The organism is Rhizobium sp. P1_B8 (assembly GCF_056406515.1).
This window is the reverse complement of sequence record NZ_JBFTZZ010000002.1, coordinates 1-25,429: the sequence shown is the minus strand read 5'-3', so window position 1 is coordinate 25,429 and position 25,429 is coordinate 1. Positions and strand designations below refer to the sequence as shown.

The following is a 25,429-nucleotide window of genomic DNA, read 5'->3' as shown; positions in this document are numbered from 1 at the left end:
CCGAACACTAAGAGGACGACGCCGGGCGATATTTCGAATTCGTGCGATGGCATGTTGAACGGAGGAACGCACGCAATCGGACGGTTTCGATAAACGGCGGGCCATCGATCTGATGTGATAGCCGCAACTTCCATGCTCTAAAAGGAACATCCCGATGACCAATATCGTCGTCCATCCCGTGCCGGGTCAGTTGCCGATCTCCCCGCAGGAACTCCTACCCTGGACCGTCTTCGTCGGCCTCCTCCTGCTTATGGCCCTCTACTTCGTGGGCGCGGAGCAGGGTGCGACCTCGCTGATACAGGGCGACACCGTTCACGAGTTTGTTCACGACGGCCGGCATCTGCTCGGCTTTCCCTGTCATTGAGGACGTCGCTATGATCCAGAGACTTCTGCTCGCAGGAATGCTGTCCGGACTGGTCGTCGCGCTGTTCGCCTTTGCGTACGCTCGGGTCTACGCCGAACCGACCATCGAACGCGCGATCGCCCTGGAACAGGGCGGCTATCGCGATCATGCGGGCGTCGAGGAGGGCACAGTCTCTCGGAGCACCCAGCGCAACACGGGCCTAGTTACCGGCCTCGCCACATACTGCACGGCACTCGGCGGTTCCCTTGCGATCGGACTGGCCTTTCTCCATGGTCGACTGAGCGTCAGGCCAAGGTCGGCGGTCTGGACGCTCGCCCTTGCAGGCTACGTCTCGCTCGTGCTGGTGCCTCAACTCAAGTATCCGGCGAGCCCGCCAGGCGTCGGCAACGCTGAAACCATTGGAAGCAGAACCGAACTCTACTTCATCATGATTCTGGCATTGGCCATCTGCATGGCGGTATCGTTCTGGATGTCCTACCGGACAGCGCGCCGGATGCGGCCGGCTGGATCGATAGCGATCGGCATTGCCGCGTTTGTCACACTTGCTTCGGCGCTGATGGCGAGCATGCCTGCGATCTCAGAAACGCCCCACGACTTCCCTAGAGACCTTCTGCTCGAATTCCGCGCCCACGCTGCACTCCTGCAGTTGATCGTCTGGGGAGGGCTGGGCTTACTGTTCGGGCAGGCGGCCGAATATGTAGCCCAGCGCGATCGCGGGATGGAACGCGTTGCGAGCCATGGGATGCCGAACGCCTGAACGTGTTCATAACTGGCTTTCGTCCGTTCCCAGAAATAGCATCCCGCCATGGGATCGCGGAGCAGTGGCACCGATGAGCGACGTAACAGGTGGGGAGAACCAAGGAACGTCTCATATCAAGGATGCCGACCGGCACGATATGGAGCAGTTCCTCGTGACAGCGTTGCGTGCGGCTGGAGCGGGCAGAGGATTTGTAGTCACGTCCGGCGACCGCGGCGTCTTCGTAGAAGTCGAGGCGACCGCGGAAGATGTTTCGCCCGCCTCGCTCCCTTCGGCTCATCAAGAACTGGATGAGACCCTCATTCTCGAAGTGCTTGGTTCCGGGAAAGGAAGAATGACTTCCGGGACACTTGGATCGACCATATGCGTTCCGCTCGCTTTTCCATTTGGTCCCGAGGCGGCGATTTATTTGGAAGTCGAAAATGACTCGGTCTCCGGCAGGCGGCTGGAAAATATCGAATGGCTGGCATCAACCTTCGTCGGATCGCTCTGGAAGAGAAAAGCCGACGAGGAACTGCGCTTCGTCGTGGAGGAGGCAGCCCGCGTAGAGCGGGAACTGAGGCTCAACCTCGACATGATCCCGGCCCTCACTTGGATCGGCGGCCCTGGAGGCGAGCTCGAGGAGGCGAGCAGGCAGTGGCACGACTATACCGGCATTGGACGTGACGAGGCTCTTGGGATGGGATTCCTGGCGTCGTTCCATCCCGACGATGTTCAGAAAGTCATCGCCGCTTGGACCGAACTCCTTGTCGCCGGAAAGCCCGGCGGCGTCGAGGCGCGCATCCTGCGGCACGACGGCGAGGCGAGGTACTTTATGCTCCGAGCCGTGCCGCTTATCGGGGCCGATGGCAAGGCGCGGAAGTGGTACGGTATCAACACCGACATCGACGATCTGAAACGCGCCGAATTCGAGCTCGCGAAGAGCCAGGCGGTGATGGCCGAGGCCCAGCGGATCATCGAGACCGGCAGTTGGTCATGGGACATGATGTCGGACGTCTTCACCTGTTCCGCCGAATGCATGAACATTGTCGGTCTTCCAAGCACCGAGATCACTTTCGAAACCTTGATGGAAAGGGTGCATCCCGAAGATCGCGAAACGGTCTCGGATGCACATGGCAGGGCGCTCCAAGGCGACGAACTGAACGTCCAGCACCGCTTCGTCCTTCCGGATGGTACGGTGAAGTTCATCCATGCTCGCGGCCGCCTGATCTACGAGAAAAGTCATCCGCGGGCCTACATCGGCACGATCGTCGACATCACCGAGACAAGGCGTTCCGAGGAACGAATACGAAATTCGCTTGCCGAGGCCCAGCGAGCTCAGGCCTCGCTCGCCGAAGCACAGATGCTCAGTCACGTCGGAAGCTTCCGGATCAAGCCTTCGACAGGCGAGATCATCTGGTCGGCGGAGACCTATAACATATACCGTCTCGATCCAGCCAAGCCCTTGAGGCACGAAGCGGTGATGATGAGAGTTCATCCTGACGACCGCGAGCGTATCGATCAAATCTACGCGTCCGGTATTCGAGATCGGAAGCCGTGGGAAGCTGAACACAGGCTGCTGCTGCCGGACGGCTCGATCAGGCATGTCCACTGCATGGTCCGCGTCGAGACAGACCCCGAACAGGAACCCGAGGTGTTCGGGGCGATCATCGATCTGACCGATCGTGTGAACAGCGAGGAGGCGTTGAGGAAAGCACAGGCCGACGTCGTCAGAATGAACCGCCTGACGGCGATGGGCGCCGTCACCGTGAGCATAGCCCATGAAATGAACCAGCCCCTGATGGCCATCGTCACGAATGCTGCCACGTGTCTGAGCTGGCTCGACCGTCCGGAACCCGATTTGGACGAGGCGAAAGTCGCTGCGAAGCGCATCGTCAAGGAGGGGAAACGAGCGGGAGACGTGCTATTGAACGTCCGGAACATGGCCCGCAACTCGCGTCCCTCGATCGCGATGGTCGATATCAACGAAGTCGTGGGGGACGTTTTGACAATGATGCGTAGCGAACTTCGAAGCCGCCAGATCACTACAGCCGTCTCGTTGTCGCCGACCACAAGGCCGATCCGCGGTGACAGGGTTCAGCTTCAACAGGTTCTTCTAAACCTCATGCTCAATGCTGCTGAAGCGATGACCGAAAAGGAGCATTGCCGGACCATCACCGTGGTCAGCGAGGATCGCAGCGCGCAATCTGTCGCCGTCCGGGTGGAGGACAACGGCCATGGCCTCGACCCCATTGCAACTGAACGTATTTTTGAAGCATTCTTCTCGACCAAGCCGGAGGGGACCGGCATGGGTCTCGCGATCTGCCGGTCTATCATCGAGGCGCATAGCGGGACGCTGTCGGCTCGGCCGCTGCCGTCTGGAGGATCGGTCTTCGAATTCGCGATCCCGTACGCAAGAGGGGCACATGAATCAGAAACAACGTGAAGATACCTCCGCGCAGGTCGTCGTTATCGAAGACGACGTCGGCGTCCGCGAGTCGCTCGTCGGCCTGCTGCGTTCCATGAAGTTCAACGTTATAGCGTTTTCCTCGGCGAGCGAGTTCTCGTCGAAAGGTCAATTGGGGTCTGTCGGCTGCATGATCCTGGACGTCCGGCTCCCTGGTCAGAGCGGAATAGAATTTTACGAAGAGGTGCGGACCCGTGGTTTCCACCGGCCGGTGATCTTCATGAGCGGCCATGCCGACGTTCCGATCGCCGTTCGGGCGATGAAGGCAGGCGCGGTAGAGTTCCTGACGAAACCGGTGCGCGAGCAGGATCTCCTGGACGCTGTCCACGCCGCGATGAAGCGGGACAGCCGCACGACGATGAAGGAAGAAGCGGCCGCGAGCGCCCGCGCCGACTTCGAAACGCTGACCAAGCGTGAGCAGGAAGTGCTTATCCGCGTGGTGGAGGGCCAGCGCAACAGGCAGATCTCTACAGCCTTGGGGATCACCGAGGCGACGGTGAAATTGCACCGAGGAAACGTCATGCAGAAAATGCATGTCCATTCCCTTCCGGAGCTGGTTCGTCACTACGATTTGTTGGAGCTGGGCGAGCCGGCGAACACCTCTACCAAAGGCTAGTTTTCATTTGAAATTTTGTGACGTTAGTCGCATTGCGAGCGTGCAACCCCGGTCATAGAATCACAACGATAGGATCGATTGATGGTTGATGCCTCGAAGACCTCCCTGGTGATTTGCGTCGAGGATGACGAGCCCGTCCGTGATGCGCTCAGAGGACTGCTTCGCGCCAATGGCATGCGGGTTGCCGCCTTCGCGTCGGCAGAAGAATTCCTCGCGTCCACGGAGCTTCAAACTGCAGCCTGCCTCGTCACTGACATCCAGCTCGGCGGTATTTCTGGACTGGACCTGCTCGACAGGCTGTCCGGGATGACCAGAAGGATTCCTTCAATTCTTATCACCGCCCACTCCGACGTTGCAGTCGGCGACCGTGCCAGGAATTCAGGGGCGTCGCGTATCTTCCTGAAGCCGGTCAGTCCAGCGGACTTGCTCGAGGCGATCAGGACGGCTCTGGCAAGCGGTCCGGCTTCCACGCCGTAAGGGCAGCGCAGCGTAACGGGTCGCACAAGAACCAACGGCGCCCCACATGATCTAACTCGACTTCGTCTTCGCTCCAGAGGAAATTTAGAGGACGATGGCGACGGTGTGCGAACGCCGCCGGATCACGCTATCGAAGCAATCGAGCTAGGAGGGCCGCCATGACGACGCCTGCCACGAGCATACCCGCTCAGACTGCCAGAGACATCATTGGACCTTCCCCCTTGATCGCCATCGAAGACGAGCCGACACCGAAGCTCATCGTGGATCCGCCGCTTCCGGAGCCTTTGTCCCGTGGCCTCGTCTTCATCCAGTATCGGGGGGAAAACATCCGCATCGCCCCGGTTTTCGGGGAGGGCGCGCTGCAGGTCTCGCCCCGCGTCGGACACGTCCATGTTACCGTCGACGATCTTCCGTGGCACTTCGTTGATGCGAGCGGCGAGACGCTGATCGTCGTCGGCCTTCCAGCCGGCGAACACAAGGTTCTGTTTGAACTGGCCGATCCAAGACATCACGTGATCACCGCGGAGACGGTCAGGTTCGTCGTGCCCGATAAGAAAGAGTTCTGAAGGATTCGAGCTTCCAAGGCGAGCGCATGCGGAACGCGGTGCCCGCAAAGGGCGCCAGTCCCTTACTGAAAGAGGGCTACCAGATCACTTTGGACAGTTCGGAAGAGGACAGCATTGCCATAGTCCCTATCCTTGTTGCTGAACTCCGCTTCGCCGGACAACAGATTGAAATTAAAGTAGACTTCAGACTGGTCTTGCCCCAGAAACGCTCAGGCGGCTTCGCGATCAACCTTCGGGAAATCGACGTCGGTTTTGAAGACTTCGTTCATGTAGTTCGTGAACGTGTTCGCCGCGACGTGCGCGACAATCTCCAGAATCTCACCGTCATCGAAGCCGGCCGCCTTCAGTGCATCCACTTCCTGTTCGGAAACGCCGCCCTTCGCTTCGGCAACCCTGACGGCAAACTTGACGGCGGCGTCGGCCCTTGCCTCGGAGGATCCGCCGCGGCGCGCAGCCGCGATTTCCTCGAGACTGAGCTTGGTCACGTGGGTGCCGGTGTAGGTATGGGCGGCGAGGCAATACTCGCAGCCGTTCTTCTGGGCGATCGCCAAGGCGATGCGCTCGCGGATCTTCTTGTCGAGCTTGCCTTTGCTGAGCGCCCCGTTGAGAGCTGCGTAGGCCTCAATCACGGCCGGACTGGCCGACATCATGCGGAAGACGTTCGGCAGCGCGCCAATCTGCTTCTTGATCGCCTCCAGCGTCGGCTTGGAAGCTTCCGGCGCCGCATCGAGCGTCGCGGGAATTGGAATTCGGGCCATGCTTCAATCTCCTTTGTTGCTTCGGTCCTGGGTCTTATGCGTTTGGCCGGGTTTCAATGCAGATCATGCGGAACGAACGCTTCCGGGTTTGCTGGCAGGTGTTCGATGACGGCTGCGGCGTGGAGCACATTCTTGAGGCTGCTTGCCACTGCGGCGGACCGGCGGGAATCCCGCCATTTTCGCGGCGTGACCGCAGTGATCTTCTTGAAGACCGTCGTGAAATGTGGCTGGTTCTGGAAGCCCGTCTGCAAGGCGATTTCTACGAGGGCCAGATCGGTGCATATAAGCAGTCTGGCTGCTGCCTGAATTCGCATCCGTAGGAGGAACTCATGGGCGCTCATCGAGGTGGCTGCCTTGAACGTTGCCGCGAAATGCGCCCGCGAAAATCCCGCGACATCGGCCAGTTCCTCTAGCGAGATCCGTTGATCGAGACGGGTTTCCGCATAGCGTCTAACGCGACTGAGACGCCATGCAGAGAGGGGATGGACGCGGGGTAGCGATCGATAGCGCTCGAACGCCAACTGCGAGAAATTTCTGGTGAGTTCACTTCTTCGCGCGGGCGAACTTTCGGAAATTTCGCCAATCAGTTCCGCAAGCCGGATGTCACGGATGTTGAACCGTCCTCCAACGACGGAACAGGGGTCTCGACAAGGCTCCCGTAGGAAGGTGAGCACATAGAGACAGGCGTCGGACTGCAGCTCGACGGTGATGGGATCCGAGCCCTCCACGAACGTTACGCTGCCTTCGATCATGAGGCCCTGAAAAAGCATGCGTCCCTTCTGTTCGAGGCGCAGTTCGGAATCGCGAGCCGCGACGACGAACGTCCCGACGCCGGAATCCAGCGAGGTGGTGATCGCACGGTTCCCGTTCTCCCGCGTCAGCTTCGCCAGTGAGATGTTCGGGTCGGCGACGCTGAAGTGTTCGACGTGCAGGCAGTCGGCGATGGTTTCGAAGACGTCGCGAATCCTGCCCAAGCTCACCTTGACGGCGATATCGGCCTGCATCGGCTGCTCCTCATGAAAGGGCGCGAATTGAGTGTGACGTTATTTGTCGGCGGCGGCCCGCTCGATCATCGCGGACACCAGATCAGGATGGGAGATCATTACGACATGCGATGCTCCCTTCACGCCGACGGTTTCCTTGGCACCCGCTCGCTTCGCCATGAACTCGTGAAGCTCCATTGGGATGTTCTTGTCGGCGGTTCCGTAGATGAAATGGGAAGGCAGTTTCTTCCAGGATGGATCGCCTGAAGGATCGTTCAGGGCCTCTGCCGTGACCGGACGCTGCTCGGCGCCCATGAGTGCTGCTTGCTGCTCGGGGACGTCCGCGGCGAACTGCTTCCAAAACTTGCTCTGCAGGATGTAGAGATCGTGCTTACCGTCAGGCTGGATGACGGGTGGCGCTAATGCGTCGCCGAGTGTGCCCGTCGGGAACTTCTTGCCAAGGCTGCCGGCGCTTTCGCCGTTGTCCGGCGCGAGTCCTGCGACGAAGACGAGGGACTTCACGTTCGTTCCTTCGACGGCGACGTCGGTGATCACCGAGCCACCGTAAGAATGTCCGACCAGGACGACCGGCCCGTCGATGGACTTCAAGACTGCCGAGACGTAGTCTGAGTCGTATTTTACTCCTCGCAGAGGGTTCGCCACTGCGACAACGGGATAACCATCCTTTACCAGCTTGGCAGCGACGCCGTCCCAGCTAGCCGACTCCGCGAACGCGCCATGGACGAGGACAATCGTGGGCTTCGACGCCGCCATCGCGTTCTGGTTTAGGAGGAGAGCCGCGGTCATTGCCGCACCAGACAACCACTTGTTCATGTGAAGAACCTCACGCTCGGCGCATTGCTGTAGCGAGCATGCGCGCTCGGTTTACGTTCCCACGAGGCTACTACGCGGCGCCGCCCAACGGTGTGAGTTGTCGAGATGGCGTGTGAGATCCGGTTGGCCGCGGGCGCTCCGTTCGACGTCCAGTCGGAGATGCCGAGAAGATCAAAATCGATGCCACAATGGACGAAGGCGGCCTTTGCGGCCGCCTTCAATTTAAGCGTCATGGTGGTAGCGCCTATGCGGTCAGGCGTTTATCGCCATGTCCACCGCCGACAATAGATCCTGATGCCGCACCGGCTTCGTCAGGAATTCGATTGCTCCCGCCTTCATAGCTCGCACCGACATTTGAATGTCGGCATGACCGCTGATGAAGATGATCGGGTATCGTATGCCAGTCTTCAGGAGATCGGCCTGAAAGTCTAAGCCGCTTCTGCCAGGCAGGCAGACGTCGAGGATGAGGCAATCGGGCTGCGGCGAATGCGCACTTTCCTGGTATTTCTTGACGGATTCAAAGGATGCGACGCCGAGGCCGATCGATCGCAGCAGTGTTGAAATCGAGCGCCGAACGCTTTCATCGTCCTCGATAAGGACGATGTAGGGCGCCGTGGCCCTTATCGCCACGGGCGTGTCGATCTCAGAAACGGTCGTCGACCTCGTCGCATCGAACCGCACCTCGTCTTCGGGCAGCACGTCGTCCCTGATCAGCATGTAGCCTCTTCGGACGATCGTCTTGATCATGTTGCCTTGGCTGCCCAAGGCCCGCCTTAGAGACTTCACCTGGAAGCGGAGATTGCATTCCTCGACCACCATCGAAGGCCACACCTCGTTCAGGATTTCGTCCTTGCTGACGATCTTGCCGTTGGACCTGAGCAGGACCATGAGAAGGTCGAACGCCCGGCCGCCTATCTCCTGTGGGCATCCGTCCAGCAGAAGCTGACGGGAGTGCGGGATCGCGCAGAACCTTCCGAAGCGGATCGCGTCGTCGTTGGCTGCGCGCTTAATCTCTCCATAGGCTTGAGGCAGATATGCGCCTGCTGGATTCGTTTGTTCGAGCGTATCGGCGAATTGGACTTGCATGGCTGACTTCCCCCGTCGGCTGCAATGTTAACCGCGCTGTTGAAGGTCGAAGTGGTACAAATCTGGCCTCGTTTTGCGAGGCGCTCTCCAACTGCGAGCGAGCAAGCAGAGCCTAGCTCCCGCCATGCACGCAAACAATCCGACCAATGGCCAGTCTGACCTCGACAAGGTCATGAAGAACTAGACCAAGGTCTAGGAATTCGAACCACCTGGCGAAGTCGGCTGAGATGACCTCTCACGCAAACTCACGACGCCTTACGACAACTAGCTCGTCGTTTTCGCTCGCCGGGCGTAGCAATCAACGGGAAATCAGCGACGAGACGAGCGGTCTCGTCCGCGCCCTCATTCGAAAACCGGAGGCTGAAATGAACAGATCCATCATGAGTAGAACGGTATTGGCCATCGCGATCGCATTGTCTGCATCAACGATCCTGCCGGCCACGTCCTACGCGGCGAAGAAGGTCGTCGTCGCACATAAGCTTGTCGTGCCCCAGGTCACCTACCATACTGCGGACATCGATGGGACGAGCATCTTCTACCGCGAGGCCGGCCCCGCCGACGCTCCCGTCGTGCTGCTGCTTCACGGGTTCCCGACGTCTTCGCACATGTTTCGGAATCTGATCCCGATCCTCGCCGACAAGTATCGTGTGATCGCGCCGGACTATCCAGGCTTCGGCCAGAGCGCCGCGCCCGACCACACAAAGTTCGCCTACACCTTTCAGCACTACGCGGACATCGTCGATGGTCTCCTAGGCAAGCTCGATGTCAAGGAATACGCGATGTACGTGATGGACTACGGCGCTCCGGTCGGATACCGGCTCGCGCTCAAGCATCCCGATCGCGTGTCGGCGCTGATCGTCCAGAACGGCAACGCCTACGAGGAGGGGCTCAAGGAGTTCTGGGACCCGATCAAGGCATACTGGAAGAACGACACTCCCGAAAACCGTCAGGCATTGATGGTGCTGTTCAAGCCGGAGACGACCAAGTTCCAGTACACCGATGGAATGAGCGACCTCGCGAATATCGATCCCGATAACTGGGGTCACGACCAGCCCTTGCTCGATCGTCCAGGAAACAATGACATCCAGCTCGACCTCTTTCACGACTACGGCACGAACGTTCCGCTATATCCGGAATTCCAGAAGTTCTTCCGGGACAAGAAGCCGCCGACCCTGATCGTCTGGGGGAAAAACGACAAGATCTTCCCGGCCGACGGCGCGTCGCCTTATCTTCGCGACCTGCCGCATGCGGAGATGCATCTTTTCGACACGGGCCACTTCGCACTCGAAGACAAGCTGCCGGAGATGGCCCCGCTAATTCACGACTTCCTCGATCGAAAACTTAGCCGCGACTAGATCGAGGCCTGGCCACCACGCACCCCTCCCTGCGTGGTGGCACTCTTTCACCGCAACTGGCACGACGTGATGGAGCCGGAAATGAACAAGCACGATTACGCACTCTCGAGACGTGGGTTCTGCCTCTGCTGCCTTGGTGGCGCGACATTCGCGGCCACGGGCAGATGGCTCACGCCGGCCGAAGTTTTCGCGGCCGCCAAGAGCCTCGTCGTCCAGATCCGTGAGGCCGCGGCTGCGGCGGACATCACCACGACCAAGCTTCGGGGCGGCATTAGTGCGCTGTCCGGCTCTGGCGGGAACATGGGCGTGCTTGTCGGAGAGGATGGAAAGCTCCTCGTCGACGCCGGGATCACGGCGACCCGCCCGCGCATCGAGAAGGCACTTGCCGATCTCGGGCCGCAGCCGATCAAGCATCTCATCAACTCGCACTGGCACTTCGACCACACGGACGGCAACGAGTGGCTGAATTCGGAAGGCGCCATGATCATGGCACACCCCAATTCGCTGAAGCATCTCACGGTCGCCACCCGCGTCGAGGATTGGGATTTCGACTTCCCGGCGTCGCCGAAGGGCGCGCTACCGACGATGCTCATGAAGGGCGACGAGGAGACGTTGAAGCACAACGGCCAGACGGTCGCGCTGAAGTACTACGGCCCGGCCCATACCGACAGCGACATATCGGTCTTCTTCCAGGAGGCGAACGTCGTCCACGTCGCCGATACGTTCTGGAACGGCGTCTATCCCTTCATCGACTATTCGACCGGTGGCAGCATCGACGGGCAGATCCAGGCCGCCGAGGCCAACGTCAAGATGGTCGACGACCAGACGATCGTCATTCCGGGCCACGGCGAGATAGGCAACAAAAAGGATCTCATCGCCTGGCGGGATATGCTCGTCGGCATACGGGAGAACGTCGCCAATCTGAAGAAGGATGGTCGAAGCGTCGAAGAAACGATCGCCGCGAAGCCCACGGCGAAATGGGATCCGGTCTTCGGCAACTGGGCAATATCGCCGGCGCTGTTCACCCGCCTTGCCTATGAGGGCGTCTGAGCTGAAACTCTCCGCGGCGGCGTCGGGCCGCCGATTCCAAAACGAGGGCAGGCGGCCGTGGAGACTGAGAAGTATATATCGAGCGACGTCGCCTTTTCGCCTTCGGTGAAGGAGATTCAGGCAAGGAAGGGTTCGCGCCGATCCTATTCGCGCGTGGAAGAACGCGGCGGATGGGCGACCGAGATCACACCCGACCTAAAGGACTTCATCGAGAAGCAGATTAGCATCTTCATGGCCACCGCCAACAAGGAATGCCAGCCGTATATCCAGCACCGGGGCGGGCCGCCTGGGTTCCTCCGAGTGATCGACGAGACCACGCTCGGATTCGCGGACTACATCGGCAACCGGCAGTACATCACTCAGGGAAACCTCGTCGACAACGACAAGGCGCAGCTATTCCTAATCGACTACGGCAGCCGGTCCCGAGTGAAGATTTGGGGGACGGCCCGCGTCGTCGAAGACGACCCGGCGCTCCTAGAGCAGTTGATGCCGAAAGACTACCAGGCCAGGCCGGAACAGGTGATCCTGTTCCATGTCGAAGCTTGGGACGCGAACTGCCCGCAGCATATTCCGCTCAGGTTCGAGGCTGACGAAGTTCTGAAGGCCATCGAGAGTAGGGACGCGAGGATCAAAGAACTCGAGGCCGAGATCGCCACGCTCAAATCCGCGAAATCTTCCGGCAAATAGCTTCATTCGAAGGACTCAAATGAGCCGCCCGCCGCTACCTCCCTTTACCCTGCGGTCGGCGATCGAGAAGGTGCGGCTGGCTGAGGAGGGCAGGAACACCTACGACCCCTCGAAGGTCGCCTTGGCGTACAGCGTCGACGGCCATTGGCGGAACTGTGGGGAGTTCGTCGTCGGGCGTGCGGCCATAGGAGCAATGCATCGGCGCCTGCCACCAGGGTGGACGGCTTCATCTCTCCTACACACGAGTTTCGACCTACTCCCCACTATTCTTCAGGAATTGCGGATCGCTCTTGCGAGGATTGTGGAGGCGGTAGGGTGAAGCTGAATGTGCTTCCCGCGCCCTTCTCGGTCGTGACCCAGATGTGGCCGCCGTGTGCCTCAATGATGGATCGGCAGATCGAAAGTCCCATGCCTATGCCGGTCGCCTTGGTGGTGAAGAATGCCTCGAACGCCCGATCCGCTGTATCCGGATCGAGCCCGACGCCGTTGTCCGTGACGCTGACCTCAATCGATCCGTTGCTCCGGCTCGTGATGACGTGCAGCACCTTTCGCTCGCCCTCGATTGTCCCCATCGCGTCCGCGCCGTTCATCACCAGATTGATTAGCACCTGCTGGAGCTGGATTCGATCCCCGTTGACCGCATCGGCCGTAGCATCATAGGTGGTTTCGACGAGGACGCCTTTCTGTCGAAGTTCGCTCTTGGTCAACAGCAGCACTTCCTCGATCACGCTGCGGATGCTCAGTGGCTCGACCTTCGGCCGTGAATTCCGGGCCAATGCCAAGACGCCGCTCAGCACCTCGCCGGCTCGATGGCCGTCGCGCAGAACCCACTCGATCGCCTGCATGGCCTCTTCGATGTTCGGGGAATCGGCTTTCAACCAGCTCATGGACGCGGCGGCGTTCGTGACAATAGCCATGAGAGGCTGGTTCATTTCGTGCGCGATGGACACCGCCAACTCGCCGATGGCGGTCAGGCGGCTCATGCGGGCAAGGTCCTCCTTCGACTTTCGCAGGGCGTCCAATGTCTCGTTTCTCTGGGTCATGTCCCTGAACACGAGAACCGCGCCCTTCATCTCGCCGCTGGAATCGATGATTGGCGCGCCCGATACGTCGATGACGACTTCTGGCCCGGTCTTAGACCGGAGGGCGTACTGGTTGCCTATAGTAAGATCGGCCTCACGACCTAGGATTTCGGAGACCGGATCGACGATGATTTGGTGAGTTTCGCCGATCAGCTTGAAGACCTCTTCGACAGGTCTGTCGGCGGCCTCCTGCTGCGTCCACCCAGTCAGCTTCTCGGCGACCGGGTTGATAAACGTCAGCCGCCCCCGATCGTCCGTTGATATGACCGCATCCCCGATACTCGACAGCGTTGCCGCATATCGCTGCTCGCTCTCCTGAATTCGGTTCTGCGCAATCTTCAGGTCTTCGACATCTGTGTTCAGCCCGTACCATTTGATGACCTTGCCGCTCTCGTCGCGGATCGGCACGGCCCTTAGGAGGAACGTGCGCGACGCGCCGTCGCGACGCACCATGCGGGCCTCGACGCCTCCCGCCACCTCGTTTGTCAGTAGTCCCGTCCATAACTCCTGGACCCTTTCCCGGTCCTCGGGATGGAAAACCCGCATGTATCCGAAACCCATCGACTCTTCTTTTGTGAGGCCGAAGTAGCTTAACCACTGTCGATTGACGTCCTCTAGCCTCCCGTCCGGGCTCGTATGCCAGGCATGGGCCGGAAGCGTGTCCCATGAAAGACGCAGTTCCCATTCGGCAAGGCGAGCTCTTTCCTGCGACTGCCGAAGCTCGGAGTCGACGGTCGCCTTCTCGATCCGCAATGCGGCATAGGAGGCCAGATGTTCGAATGCATTGGTCTGGTCCGCTCCGAACGCAGCGATGGTGGAGCTTTCAATCCTCAACGTGCCAAGGACGTCCTCTCCGACGAGGAGCGGGACAAGCAGTTCACAGCGCAGACCGGAATCGTTGCCGCTGACATCAAATCCTGCCGCGAACAGCGGCATCTTGGTTTCCCGGAGCGAGGACATGACCGAGGACGGAAAAAGATCGGAACTTTCGTTCGGGAGGAAGACCACTTCCGCCCGATCGACGTCGTCGAACTTCAGGCAGGCATTCGAAAGCGCATCGACGATACTGTCGCGATCCGCATCGGCGGACAGCGCTCGCAGCAATCGCATGCCTTCCGTTGCATCCATGGTCCGTTCCGCCGGATGTCGCCGAGGTGCAGAGTAGCAGGACGCCTGATATCGGCAAGTTGCCCGAAATTTCGTCAGAGTACGATACCGTGGACATCCATCGCGGATGGTTCTCGACAGCCATTGAAACCAGTGACTTAATGAGCCCTATGGGGTGAACGGAAGGGCGCAGACATGGAAGATCCTTATCCGCCGTTGTCGCCGCTCAAGACGGGCGTCCGCGGACTGTGCCCCCGATGCGGGCGCGGCCACCTGTTCGACGGCTTCCTCACGTTGCGCAAGGAGTGCGAGGTCTGCGGCCTGGACTACTCGTTCGCCGATCCCGCCGATGGGCCTGCTTTCTTTGTGATCTGCTTCGCCTGCATTCCGACGGTGCTCCTGTCGGTCTGGCTTGCGGTCGCGCACCAGGCGTCTATCTGGACCCAGATCTTCGTGACCGGGCCGTTCATGATCCTGACGTGCATTCCGCCCTTGCGCCCGCTCAAGGGGTGGCTTGTCGCCAGCCAGTATTTCTACAAGGCCGAGGAGGGGAAATTGTCCCGTGGGGACGATGGCAGCCAGGAATAGAGGAGCTTCATATGCGTTCAAAAGCCATCGAGCAATGCACGACCCACGCCTTCCAGGAGGCGCTGGAAACAGTCGCGAGCGAGATCGGGAAGGCTGGGATGACCGTATTCGCCGAGATCGATCACGCGAAGGCGGCACGAGACAATGGGCTGTCGATGCCCGAGACGCGGGTGATCGTCTACGGCAATCCGAAGGCGGGAACGCCAGTCATGGTGGAGACGCCGCTGACCGCCCTCGATCTGCCATTACGAATTCTCGTCCGGGAACTCCCTGGGCGCAACTCCGCGGTCGCCTTCCATCCTATGTCGGAGATGTTCGAAGAACTTGGGGTAAAGCGCGAAGTGGCGGCCCGATTTGATGCGGTTCAACAGGCGGTCGTCGACGAAGTCTGCGGCGGTTGCCCAACTGCTACTCGAGATCATAACAACGGCGGCGATCTGGCATAGCCGACCGCCCGATTGAAACGGACGTTTTCGAAAGACCGGCTGCCATCAGGACGCAACAATCGTTCCGTTCCAAGAGGCGGCCGGTGCGCGTCGATAGTCTTGCTGTAGCCTCGAACCACGAACTGGAGGTTCTCCCGATGACACCGACGTCAGACATTTCCCTTACGAGACGAGATGCTCTCCTCGCAGGATCCGCCGCCGCGATCGCACTTGCGGTCGGTCCGTCGGCTTCAGCCGCCACCAAACCGCAACAAGCAACAATGGAGAACAAGTTCATGGGTACTGTGAAGGTGAAGGACGGAACCGAGATCTTCTACAAGGACTGGGGACCGAAGGACGCGCAGCCGATCGTCTTCCATCACGGCTGGCCGCTGAGTGGCGACGACTGGGACAACCAGATGCTCTTCTTCCTTGGGGAAGGGTTCCGGGTCATCGCGCACGACCGTCGTGGCCATGGCCGTTCCTCGCAGAGCCGTACCGGCCACGAGATGGACACCTACGCAGCCGACGTCGCGGAAGTCGCGGAAGCGCTCGATCTCAAAAAGGCGGTTCACATCGGTCACTCCACCGGAGGCGGCGAGGTCGTTCATTACGTCGCGCGGGCGAAGCCGGGCAGGGTGGCGAAGGCGGTCATCGCAGGCGCAGTTCCTCCGGTCATGCTGAAGTCGGACAAAAACCCAGGCGGCCTACCGATCGACGTCTTCGACGGATTGCGCAAGGCGCTCGCCGCGAACCGGGCACAGTTTTACATCGACGTTCCGACCGGCCCTTTCTATGGGTTCAACCGCCCGGATGCCAAAATCTCTCAGGGTCTGATCAATAACTGGTGGAGGCAGGGCATGATGGGCGCCGCGAACGCGCATTACGAGTGCATCAAGGCGTTTTCCGAAACGGACTTCACCGAAGATCTGAAGAAGATCGACGTCCCGGTCTACGTCATTCACGGAACCGACGATCAGATCGTGCCCTACAAAGATGCGGCCGAGCTTTCAATCAAACTCCTGCAGCACGGCACCTTGAAGCTATACGATGGATATCCGCATGGGATGCTGTCGACGCACCCCGAGGTGCTCAATCCGGACATCCTGGCGTTCATCAAAGCCTGACTTAGTGATGCGGTCGGCGCAAATCTCCCTTCATCGCTCGAAACGACCGAGGAGTTGCTGAGAAACTTTTTGTACCTCCATCGACGAAATGTTCTAGGATCGAAGTCGTTCGTCCAGGCGTTCGCGACCGGTGATCTGGGCCGGGTCGGGCCGGGCGACCTCCTGAGAGCCGGGCCGCTGGGAGCATCGTGATGGACGTGTCTCGATACCAACCTCGGATATTATGGGAGAACGGCAACTTCGTACTTTACCGTGGCTGGTCGCCGGAGAAAAACGCCTCAGTCCTGCTTAAGGGTCCTGTTCAGGCGAGCGACGCCGAAGAAGGCCTCCGACGTCTTGAACGCGAACTTGCCCTCGCGGAAAGACTCGACGTGTCCTGGGCGGCAAAGCCGTTGGCGCTCGAGCATCACGAAGGACGACCGGTTCTCGTGCTGTCGGATGATGGAGGGACGCCTCTAGGCAACCTTGTCGGAAAGCCTTTCGAGATCGAACGGTTCATGGTCGTCGCCACGAATGCGGCGGCGTCACTAAGAAAGGCCCATGCTACCGGCCTCGTCCACAAAGACGTCCGGCCTGACAATCTCCTCGTCGATCCCTCCGGGAGGGTCTGGTTGACCGGCTTCGACAAGGCCGATCTCGCGATGCCAAAGGACCAGCCTGTCGTTCTTTCGATCGACGTCGCAGATCTCGCCTACATTTCGCCTGAACAGACCGGGCGGGTGAAGCGGGCGGTCGATGCCCGCAGCGATCTCTATTCGCTCGGAGTCGTCCTCTACCAAATCCTGACGGGGGAGCTGCCGTTCATCGCTACGGATGCAGTAGAGTGGATCCATGCGCATGTCGCCCGGCAGCCGATTCCGCCCGGTCAACGACATGATGACGTTGCCCCGACGCTCGAAGCCATAGTCCTGAGGCTTCTCGCGAAGAAGCCCGAGCAGCGATACCAGACCGCCGCAGGGCTCGAAGCTGATCTCATGCGGTGTTTGGACAGTTGGCGGCAGAGCGGGCGCGTTCATCAGTTCGACGTCGCCACAGAAGATGCGGGCGATCGGATCCGCGTGCCCGAAGGCCTTTACGGTCGCTCGCGCCAAAGCGACGCCATCTCCGCGGCGTTCGAGCGAGTGAAATCCTCCGGCAGGGCGGAGGTCGTCCTCGTCTCTGGACCCGCCGGGGTCGGCAAATCTTCCATCGTGCACGAGCTTCGGAAGAGGCACTTTCCGCACGCCGGCATTTTTGCCTCGGGGAAGTTCGACCAGTACTCGCGCAACATACCGTATGCAACGATAGCGCAGGCATTCAGAGTGCTTGTAAGGCAGATCCTCGGCTCCGGGGATGCAGACCTCGCGCGGTGGCGACAGGCCCTTGTCGAAGCCCTCGGGCCAAACGGGCAGCTCATGGTAACCCTCGTCCCTGAACTCGCTCTTGTAATCGGCGAACAACCTCCGGCACCCGATCTTCCCCCTCAGGAGGCGAAGGCTCGCTTTCATCTGATCTTCCGTCGATTTCTGAGCGTCTTCGCCTTGCCGAAGCGCCCGCTGGTTCTTTTTATCGACGACGTGCAGTGGCTCGACGCGGCGACGATCGAGCTCCTTGCGTGGATCACGGTCGATCCTGACGTAGGACATCTTCTCCTCATATGCGCATATAGAGACGACGAGGTCTCCGGAGATCATCCATTCATTGCGACGCGAGAGGCTATGCGAGACGCGGCGATCCACGTGGAGGAACAACATCTGTCGCCGCTCGCCCTCGACGACTTGAAGCATCTCCTGGCGGACGCGTTCCAGTTGGAAAAAGAGTTAGTCGCTCCGCTGGCGAAGGTTGTTCTTGAGAAGACCGAAGGTAATCCCTTCTTCGCACTTCAGTTCCTGACGACGATGGAGGAAGAGAAGCTCGTCGCCTTTGACGCCGTTCAGAGAACGTGGACATGGGACCCCGATCGTATCAGGACGAAGGGCATCACCGACAACGTCGCCGAGCTGGTCTCGTCCAAACTCCTACGGCTCCCGCGAGTGACACTGGAGACGGTCAAACTTCTGGCATGTCTTGGCAGTGGCGCATCATCGTCGACGATGTGTATCGTGACCGGTAGATCCAGGCAGCAGGTCGCCTCGATCCTCTGGGAGGCGGTGCAGGCGCGGTTCCTGCTGCATGTGGAGGGCGGCTACGCTTTCGCTCACGATCGCATACAGGAAGCGGTCTATCTCCTCATTCCAGAACAGGAACGGCCGGCAATCCACCTTCGGATCGGCCGAGCTCTCATCGCTAAGATGAAGCCGAGCGATCTTCAAGGCCGCGTCTTCGAGGTCATCGACCAGATCGGACGAGGTCTCGGTCTGATCACCTCGGACGCTGAGAGAGAACAGGTCGCCGAGCTGTTTCTTCATGCAGGCGCTCGCGCGAAGACCTCGGCGGCATACCCTTCGGCACTCCGATATTTCACGACTGGTTTGAGCCTGCTCGACCGCGGCCATCGGGAACGGCGCTACGACCTGATGTTCGCTTTGGAGCTTCAGAAGGCCGAATGCGAGTTCCTGACCGGCGCGCATGAAGTGGCGGAGACCAATCTGGTGGACCTCTTCGCCCGCGCGGCGTCGCGCGTCGACGGCGCCGCGGTCGTCCGCCTGCTGTCGTCTCTCTATGTCACACTCGGCGATCAGACCAAGGCCGTCGACGTGGGGTTGGCGTTTCTTCGCAACATGGGCGTCGACTGGTCGGCTCATCCGACGGAAGATGACCTCCGATCCGAAATCGAGGATATGAGAGGGCTGCTCGCAGGGCGGGGCATCGATCAGCTCGTGGATCTGCCGCGGATGACGGATCCAGACTGGCTCGCGGCCATGGACGTGCTTGCCTACATGATCCTTCCAGCGCTGCTGACCGACAGTAACCTCGAAGACCGCATTTATGTGCAGATGGCCAACCTCAGCATGAGGTACGGAAACTGCGACGCATCCTGCTACGCCTACGTATCACTCATGATTCCGTTGGGCCTTCGCTTCGGCGACTTCGAATCCGGAAGTCGCTTCGGCAGCCTCGGCATCGAGCTTGTCGACAATCATGGGCTCGACCGCTTCAAGACGCGCACCTACACCTGCTACGCCGCCTTCGTGGTGCCTTGGGCAAGACATCTTCCGATCTCGGAAACATTCAGTAGGGCGGCTATCGAGGCGGGGCTTCAGGCGGGCGACCTCGTCTTCATAGTCACGACAGCACAGCTCCTGGTCTCGCACATGCTCGTTGCGGGCAAGGACTTGGCCACGGTGCAGAAGGAGGCCGAGAGTTTCCTCGCGTCGGCGCAAAAGACGGGTTTCGGTCTTGCTGCCGACTCTGCGATCGGACAGCTACTCCTAATCCGTTCCCTCCGGGGGGTGGGAACCGGTCCGCCTAGCGAACCGGTGCTGCCTGACAAGGACGCCTTCCAGCAACATCTGCAGAGCGCCGGGACACAACTGATGCTCCCCCTCGCTTGGTATTGGATCCAGCAGCTCCAGGCGCAGTACCTTAAAGGTGACTACGGAGCGGCCATCGAGGCCGAGCAGCGGGCGCGAGATGTCATCCATGCAGCGAGGTCATTCATCGACGTCGCGGAATTCCATTTCTACGGCGCTCTTGCCCGAGCTGCCCAATGCGATATTTCCGCCGGCGAAGAGCGCAAGGCGCATCTCGAGGCAATACGGCAGCACCGGAAGCGGATCGAAATCTGGGCACAAAGTTGTCCGGAGAACTTCAGCAATCGCCTCAGCCTTGTTTCGGCCGAGATCGCTCGTCTGGAAGGCCGCGACCTCGAGGCTTTCGAACTTTACGAGCAAGCTGCACGTTCGGCGAGCCGCTATGGCTTCGTCCAAAACGAAGCCATTTCGAACGAGCTTGCCTCCCGCCTCTACGCCTCTCGCGACTTGACCACCAGCGCGGACGCCCTGCTTCGCAAGGCAAGGGACGGTTATGCAAAATGGGGCGCGCTCGGTAAGCTCCGCCAACTTGATCGCTCGAACCCCGATGGCGAACCGCCGCCCAGATCGGCTTCTACCGGAACGCCCGGAAACCACCTGGACTTGGCGGCAGTGATGGAGATGTCGCAGGCGGTGTCGGGCGAAATCGTCCTGGATCGCCTGATCGAGCGGCTGATGGTTACCGTCGTCGAGCATTCGGGCGCAGTCCGGGGGCTGTTGCTCCTCTCACCGGATGGAGAGATGCAGGTCGTGGCGGAGGCGGTCACCGATCACAAAGGCGTCTCCGTGTCGCTGTCCACCTCGGGCGGGGTGGCGTTCCCAGAAACGGTCGTCAGCTTCGTCAACCACACCCGAGAGGTGGTCATTCTCGACGATGCGCAGCAGGCTGACCTGTTTTCCGGCGACGTCTACTTTCAGCAATTCGGTTCGACATCCATCCTTTGCCTCCCGCTGGTGAAGCAGCAGCAGCTCGTCGGCATCCTATATCTCGAAAATAGCCTGTCATCCCATCTGTTCACCGAGGACCAGGTCGCAGTTTTGCGTCTTCTTGCTTCCCAGGCGGCGATTTCTCTCGAAAACGCCGCTTTATATCGCGAGGCGCAGGAGACCAATGAGCGGGCACGACGCGCGGCCGAGGAGCTTCGCGTCTCGTACGACATGATCCCGGCCCAGGCGTGGAACACGGAGCCGGACGGTCTCTACCCTGCATTCAACAAGCAGTGGCACGACTACACGGGAATTTCTCCCGACCGCGCGCGCGCCGGCGGGTGGGTGGATTCATATCACCCCGAAGACAGGGACAAAGTCGTCCGAAAGTGGACCGAGCTCGTTCAGACCGGAACTGCCGGGGAGATAGAGGCGAGGATTGTTCGACATGACGGGGTTTCGCGGGTCTTCCTTGTGCGGGGATCGCCCATGCGTGACGAAACGGGAGCGATTTTGAAGTGGTTCGGCACCCACACCGACATCGACGATCTCAAGCGCATCGAGGAAGCGCAGGAAGTGCTCGCGCGCGCCGGCCGGCTCACGGCCCTGGGTGAACTGACGGCGTCGATCGCACACGAGGTCAATCAGCCTTTGATGGCCATCGTTATGAACGCGGCTACCTGCCTGCGCTGGCTGAGTGACGACCAGCTCGACGTCGATGAGGCCCGGCAGGCGGCCGAGCGGATCATCCGTGACGGTCATCGCGCAGGCGACGTCATCACGAGTATCCGCGCCTTGGCGAGGAAGTCGCCTCTGATAATGGAAGACGTTGACGTCAATGCCATGATCGAAGACGTCCTTGTGCTCACACGAGGCGAGCTTCAACGCCACGGGATCACTCTCCAGAAGGTTCTGTCTGCGGGCGCCGGCTCGGCTATCGGAGACCGAATTCAGTTGCAGCAGGTCGTCCTCAACCTGATCCTGAATGCCGTCGAGGCGATAGGATCCTCCGAGAACGGACCCCGGCGCCTGCAAGTCACTTCGGAGCTGTCGGGCAACGGAAAGGTCTCGATCTCCATTGCCGACAGCGGACCGGGCGTCGAGCCGGCAAAGTTGGATCAGATATTTGAAGCATTCTTCACGACGAAGCCTGGCGGTCTGGGGATGGGATTGTCGATCTGCCGTTCGATCGTCGAAGCCCACGGAGGACGACTTTGGGTGTCGCCGAACGAGCCGGACGGAAGCGTGTTCTCCTTCACCCTGAAGGCTGCTGCCACCTGACCCTGGTTCCCGATTTTCCGACGCCTTACAAGAACTCACAGGAATACACTCGCCTTCCCAAAGAGCAGAGGGCAAACTCCTGACGTTCGCGCGGACATCCACGTGTGCCGATTAAATGAAGGAGATCGAGATGTCTTCAGAAAAGGCGATCCGCCCGCCAGGCGCGCTCGCGGACGGATTTCACAAGCTCAAGCACGGCCGCTTCGAGATCACTGTTCTCAGCGACGGGTACATCACCCTGACATCGGACATTCTCATGCCGGACGGAAACCCGGAAGACAGGCGAAGCATTCTCGGCCGGCTCGGAGGCGACGCAGACAGCGCACCGCTGCACACGAACATCCCGCTCATCCGCCACGGAAACGATCTCATTCTTGTCGACACCGGCGCAGGAGGAAATTTCCAACCGAGCGACGGCCGGCTTGCGGAGAACCTGTCTTCGTTCGGCGTTGATCCGGCATCTATCACCAGGGTCGTCTTCACCCACGTCCATCCGGATCATTCCGGCGGGACGACGAAGGCCGACGGGTCTCTGCTCTTTCCGAACGCCCACTACTACGTCAATGAAGCCGAGTGGTCGTTCTGGACGGACCCAGACTACGAGCAGAAGATGCCGGAGGCCTTGCACGCATTCGCACGCGGCGCCCAGCGCGATCTCTTCGCCGTCAAGGACACGCTGACGATGGTGAAGCCTGGAGACGAGATCGTATCGGGCATGAACGTGGTCAGCACACGCGGGCATACACCAGGGCACATATCTCTGGAACTGGCGGGAGACGGGAGCCTCATGATCGCCGGCGACGTCATCCCGAACAACATATTCTCCTTCGAAAATCCGAAGTGGCATTTCGGGTTTGACACGGAGCCGGAGATCGCCCTCACGAACAGGGCCGCCTTGCTGGACAAGGCGGCGAACGAGAGGCTTCGAGTGCTCGGATACCATTGGACCTATCCGGGGGTAGGGTATGTCGAGCGAAATGGGACAGCTTACCGTTTCCAACGCGGCTGAGGAGTTGTACTGCTGCTTAGGCTTGGATCCGCAATGGCCAACAAGGGGCGCTAGGCCGCCGCTGAGGCTCGGCTTCGATTCTGGACGATGATGGCGACCTCGGAAGAGTGGCGCGTCCCCCATTCGCACAACGGGGCGAGAACGCTGGCCAAGCTATGGCCGAAGTCGGTCAGCTCGTACTCGACGTGAGGCGGGACCGTCTGGAAGTCGATACGACGAACAACACCATCATCAACCATTTCCTTGAGATGCTGGATCAACATCTTCTCGCTCACATTGGTCACGAGCCTGCGGAGGTGACCGGTGCGTTTGGCCCCGCTGGCCAGATGAAAGAGGATGAGCGGCTTCCATTTGCCCCCGAGGATTTGGAGAGCCGCTTCCAGACCGCATTGGAAATTCGTCTCAGTCATTGTCATCTCCAAAATCAGACACTTACGAAATAGTGGGTACTGGATTGCAGGTATGCTTCGTCTTACGTGAAATGCGCTGCGATGTCGACGGGCATCGTCGCTCTCCATTCAGGCGCAAAGCCGCGGATAGCGCTACCAACAAAGGTGAATAGACATGAACAGAAGCCATACCTTGCTAGATCCAATCCGCCTGGGCGACGTTGACCTACCCAACCGCATCATCATGGCATCCATGACCCGTGCCCGGACGGACAATCCCGGCTTCGTTCCCAATGAGCTCCAGGCACGATATTACGCACAGCGCGCATCCGCCGGCCTTATTCTCACTGAGGGGACTTGGCCGAGCCGCGAGGGCGTCGGTTTCATAAATGTGCCTGGCATTTACACTCAGGAACAGGCCGATGGGTGGCGCCGGGTCACGGACGCCGTCCACCAGGCTGGAGGTCGCATCTTCGTCCAGCTCGGCCACATCGGATCATCATCGCATCCAGACCTGCTCGATGGCGCTCTGCCGCTGGCCCCATCGCCCGTGAACCCAGGATTGAAAGCGTATACGCCAGATGGGTTTAAAGATACCGTGACGCCCCGAGCGATGGGTCGGAGCGATATCGCCCGGACTGTGGAACATTATGCCAAAGCTGCCCGCCTGGCACAGTCTGCCGGGTTTGATGGAGTCGAGCTACATGGCATTAGCACTTACCTGATTCCAACCTTTCTTTATGAAGGCCTCAACCAGAGAACGGATGACTATGGCGGCACACCCCAAAACCGCGCCCGGTTTCCCCTTGAGATTGTCGACGCCCTTGTAGACTCCTGGGCACCAGGACGCGTTGGGATCAAGCTCAGTCCCGCTTTGACTGGCGTCGGGAATTTCATCGCTGGATCCGAAACGTTGGCGACTTTCGAACATATGATCGGTCAATTGTCGAAGCGGCATCTCGCTTATCTCCATCTGATGAATCCCATAAACGATCTGACTGGGACACCAGTGGAAATTCTCGGCGAAGGCGTCGCGAAGCACTTCCGGCCGCTCTATTCCGGCACTCTGATTGCCAATGGCGGTTACACCTTTGATACTGGCTATGCACTGGTGCGCGATGGCTTCGCCGATGCTGTTGCCTTCGGCGCGCCGTTCATCTCCAACCCGGACTTGGTCGAGCGCTTCTCCAATGATCTCAAACTCAGCCCCAGCAATCCCGATACATACTATAGCGGCGGGGCCGCGGGCTATGTTGACTATCCGACCGCGACCGAACAAGTCGGCGCGAGCTAGGATGCCTTACAACTTTTCCTCATCGGGCAGCCGCGAGTATTCTCGAGCTCGCCGCTGTCCGATGTGCTGATTGGCGATAGTGATCACCCTCCCCGGTACCCGATCAAGCCGTCGATGGATGATTGTCGCCAGCGGCGACGACGAGAAAGTCTCCGGTGGGATCGCCTCGGCCAGGGCCGCGATCCAACTGCGCGGCAAGGCGCCAGCCGGGTGCAATCGCGGCGACCTCGGCAGGCAGCGTGAAGACGACATGGAAGTATCCGACCGGCAAGAGATCAGCCTCGCGCTCGGCGAGCCATGTGCGTGCGGCGGCGCCCTGGCACTTCGGGCAGTGCCGGTTCCGGCAGGAATTGTAGGAAATGCGCCATTCTCCGCAATCCTCGCAGGCCCCGACACGGAGACGTATAATTCCGGTGAGCGCCGAAAACACTCTCCGGAAACAGCCGCGCCAGCCAAGTGAACATGGCCGTACCTCTTTATGCCGGGAAAGGGTTTCGCCACGCATCCAGTTCTTCAAGCCGTCCGTACCACGTTTGGATATGCCGAAATTCGGCGACTGGAATCCCGGCGGCGGTTGCAAAAGGAAGTGCAGCGGCCAATGCGAAGTCTGCCACAGTCACTGTCTTCCCGACGGCGACGCTGTTCTTGGCCAAATGATCGTCGAGCACGCGACCATGGAGTCGAAAACTCGTCTTCGCATCTTCGATCACGGCGACGTCAGGCTCCCCGCCGAACAACGGCTTGATCAAGGTTTCAAACCACAGCGTTG

23 protein-coding genes and 2 pseudogenes are annotated in these 25,429 nt (G+C 59.9%); 16 read left to right on the top strand and 9 right to left on the bottom strand.

What is annotated here, in order from left to right; translation table 11 throughout:
* Nucleotides 1-154 precede the first annotated feature (154 nt).
* The 6 genes from AC1D2N_RS03885 (at nt 155) to AC1D2N_RS03860 (ending at nt 5,226) form a co-directional block, all read left to right on the top strand.
* The gene (locus tag AC1D2N_RS03885) at nt 155-364 is read left to right on the top strand and encodes a CbtB domain-containing protein (protein ID WP_027687784.1); all 210 of its coding nucleotides are present in this window, start codon (nt 155-157) and stop codon (nt 362-364) included.
* A gap of 10 nt (nt 365-374) precedes the next feature.
* Complete coding sequence (locus AC1D2N_RS03880) at nt 375-1,121, top strand: CbtA family protein (RefSeq protein ID WP_130653741.1); 747 nt, start codon at nt 375-377, stop codon at nt 1,119-1,121.
* 73 nt (nt 1,122-1,194) lie between these two features.
* Nucleotides 1,195-3,546, top strand: a complete 2,352-nt coding sequence (locus AC1D2N_RS03875) for a PAS domain-containing sensor histidine kinase (protein WP_130653740.1) — start codon at nt 1,195-1,197, stop codon at nt 3,544-3,546.
* Entirely contained in the window at nt 3,527-4,183 is a 657-nt protein-coding gene (locus tag AC1D2N_RS03870) for a response regulator transcription factor (RefSeq protein WP_130653739.1), read from the top strand. Before AC1D2N_RS03875 ends, AC1D2N_RS03870 begins: the two co-directional genes overlap by 20 nt.
* 81 nt (nt 4,184-4,264) lie before the next feature.
* A complete protein-coding gene (locus AC1D2N_RS03865) occupies nt 4,265-4,660 on the top strand; it encodes a response regulator transcription factor (RefSeq protein WP_027687788.1) in 396 nt (131 codons plus the stop codon).
* 158 nt (nt 4,661-4,818) lie between these two features.
* A complete protein-coding gene (locus AC1D2N_RS03860) occupies nt 4,819-5,226 on the top strand; it encodes a DUF6130 family protein (protein WP_130653738.1) in 408 nt (135 codons plus the stop codon).
* Between the two features lie 209 nt (nt 5,227-5,435).
* On the opposite strand, the gene AC1D2N_RS03855 is transcribed toward AC1D2N_RS03860, so the two are convergent.
* From AC1D2N_RS03855 to AC1D2N_RS03835, 5 genes are read right to left on the bottom strand one after another with little or no spacing between them, the layout of a single operon-like run.
* Entirely contained in the window at nt 5,436-5,984 is a 549-nt protein-coding gene (locus AC1D2N_RS03855) for a carboxymuconolactone decarboxylase family protein (RefSeq protein WP_130653737.1), read from the bottom strand.
* Between the two features lie 53 nt (nt 5,985-6,037).
* Nucleotides 6,038-6,988 (bottom strand): helix-turn-helix domain-containing protein, encoded by a 951-nt coding sequence (locus tag AC1D2N_RS03850; protein ID WP_130653736.1) that lies wholly within the window; start codon nt 6,986-6,988, stop codon nt 6,038-6,040.
* A gap of 39 nt (nt 6,989-7,027) precedes the next feature.
* Nucleotides 7,028-7,801: an alpha/beta fold hydrolase gene (locus tag AC1D2N_RS03845; protein WP_130653735.1), complete on the bottom strand. Its 774-nt coding sequence runs from the start codon at nt 7,799-7,801 to the stop codon at nt 7,028-7,030.
* Nucleotides 7,798-8,034 (bottom strand): hypothetical protein, encoded by a 237-nt coding sequence (locus AC1D2N_RS03840; RefSeq protein WP_130653734.1) that lies wholly within the window; start codon nt 8,032-8,034, stop codon nt 7,798-7,800. The genes AC1D2N_RS03845 and AC1D2N_RS03840 overlap by 4 nt, the downstream gene beginning before the upstream one ends.
* A gap of 19 nt (nt 8,035-8,053) precedes the next feature.
* On the bottom strand, nt 8,054-8,887 hold the full coding sequence (locus AC1D2N_RS03835) for a response regulator (RefSeq protein WP_130653733.1): 834 nt from the start codon (nt 8,885-8,887) through the stop codon (nt 8,054-8,056).
* Nucleotides 8,888-9,267: 380 nt separating this feature from the next.
* Between AC1D2N_RS03835 and AC1D2N_RS03830 the strand changes: the two genes are divergently transcribed.
* From AC1D2N_RS03830 to AC1D2N_RS03815, 4 genes and pseudogenes are all read left to right on the top strand, one after another.
* Nucleotides 9,268-10,242, top strand: coding sequence for an alpha/beta fold hydrolase (locus AC1D2N_RS03830; RefSeq protein ID WP_425375831.1), 975 nt, complete (start codon nt 9,268-9,270; stop codon nt 10,240-10,242).
* A gap of 81 nt (nt 10,243-10,323) precedes the next feature.
* Nucleotides 10,324-11,292: an MBL fold metallo-hydrolase gene (locus AC1D2N_RS03825; protein WP_130653731.1), complete on the top strand. Its 969-nt coding sequence runs from the start codon at nt 10,324-10,326 to the stop codon at nt 11,290-11,292.
* 57 nt (nt 11,293-11,349) lie between these two features.
* Nucleotides 11,350-11,979, top strand: coding sequence for a pyridoxamine 5'-phosphate oxidase family protein (locus AC1D2N_RS03820; RefSeq protein ID WP_130653730.1), 630 nt, complete (start codon nt 11,350-11,352; stop codon nt 11,977-11,979).
* 19 nt (nt 11,980-11,998) lie between these two features.
* A pseudogene (locus AC1D2N_RS03815) lies at nt 11,999-12,172 on the top strand (DUF1348 family protein); the annotation flags it as partial.
* 70 nt (nt 12,173-12,242) lie between these two features.
* Here AC1D2N_RS03815 and AC1D2N_RS03810 read toward each other — a convergent pair.
* The gene (locus AC1D2N_RS03810; protein ID WP_245494132.1) at nt 12,243-13,997 is read right to left on the bottom strand and encodes a PAS domain S-box protein; all 1,755 of its coding nucleotides are present in this window, start codon (nt 13,995-13,997) and stop codon (nt 12,243-12,245) included.
* Between the two features lie 366 nt (nt 13,998-14,363).
* Here AC1D2N_RS03810 and AC1D2N_RS03805 point away from each other — a divergent pair, with 366 nt between their 5' ends.
* From AC1D2N_RS03805 to AC1D2N_RS03785, 5 genes are all read left to right on the top strand, one after another.
* Complete coding sequence (locus AC1D2N_RS03805; protein ID WP_130653727.1) at nt 14,364-14,756, top strand: DUF983 domain-containing protein; 393 nt, start codon at nt 14,364-14,366, stop codon at nt 14,754-14,756.
* 11 nt (nt 14,757-14,767) lie between these two features.
* Nucleotides 14,768-15,202, top strand: coding sequence for a DUF302 domain-containing protein (locus tag AC1D2N_RS03800; protein ID WP_130653726.1), 435 nt, complete (start codon nt 14,768-14,770; stop codon nt 15,200-15,202).
* Nucleotides 15,203-15,477: 275 nt separating this feature from the next.
* Nucleotides 15,478-16,308, top strand: coding sequence for an alpha/beta fold hydrolase (locus AC1D2N_RS03795; protein ID WP_112908861.1), 831 nt, complete (start codon nt 15,478-15,480; stop codon nt 16,306-16,308).
* Nucleotides 16,309-16,679: 371 nt separating this feature from the next.
* Complete coding sequence (locus tag AC1D2N_RS03790) at nt 16,680-21,968, top strand: AAA family ATPase (protein WP_477980761.1); 5,289 nt, start codon at nt 16,680-16,682, stop codon at nt 21,966-21,968.
* A 130-nt stretch (nt 21,969-22,098) separates the two neighbouring features.
* Nucleotides 22,099-22,977 (top strand): MBL fold metallo-hydrolase, encoded by an 879-nt coding sequence (locus AC1D2N_RS03785; protein ID WP_130653724.1) that lies wholly within the window; start codon nt 22,099-22,101, stop codon nt 22,975-22,977.
* A 50-nt stretch (nt 22,978-23,027) separates the two neighbouring features.
* Here the strand turns inward: AC1D2N_RS03785 and AC1D2N_RS03780 are convergent, their stop codons facing one another.
* On the bottom strand, nt 23,028-23,387 hold the full coding sequence (locus tag AC1D2N_RS03780) for a winged helix-turn-helix transcriptional regulator (protein WP_027687800.1): 360 nt from the start codon (nt 23,385-23,387) through the stop codon (nt 23,028-23,030).
* Between the two features lie 154 nt (nt 23,388-23,541).
* Here AC1D2N_RS03780 and AC1D2N_RS03775 point away from each other — a divergent pair, with 154 nt between their 5' ends.
* A complete protein-coding gene (locus AC1D2N_RS03775) occupies nt 23,542-24,660 on the top strand; it encodes an alkene reductase (protein WP_130653723.1) in 1,119 nt (372 codons plus the stop codon).
* Between the two features lie 211 nt (nt 24,661-24,871).
* On the opposite strand, the pseudogene AC1D2N_RS03770 reads toward AC1D2N_RS03775, so the two are convergent.
* Both AC1D2N_RS03770 and AC1D2N_RS03765 read right to left on the bottom strand, forming a co-directional pair.
* Nucleotides 24,872-25,165: pseudogene (locus AC1D2N_RS03770) on the bottom strand (transposase zinc-binding domain-containing protein); the annotation flags it as partial.
* Nucleotides 25,137-25,429, bottom strand: a 293-nt coding sequence (locus tag AC1D2N_RS03765; protein WP_477980758.1) for a glutathione S-transferase C-terminal domain-containing protein, incomplete at its 5' end; no start/stop codon positions are given. The pseudogene AC1D2N_RS03770 and the gene AC1D2N_RS03765, both read right to left, overlap by 29 nt.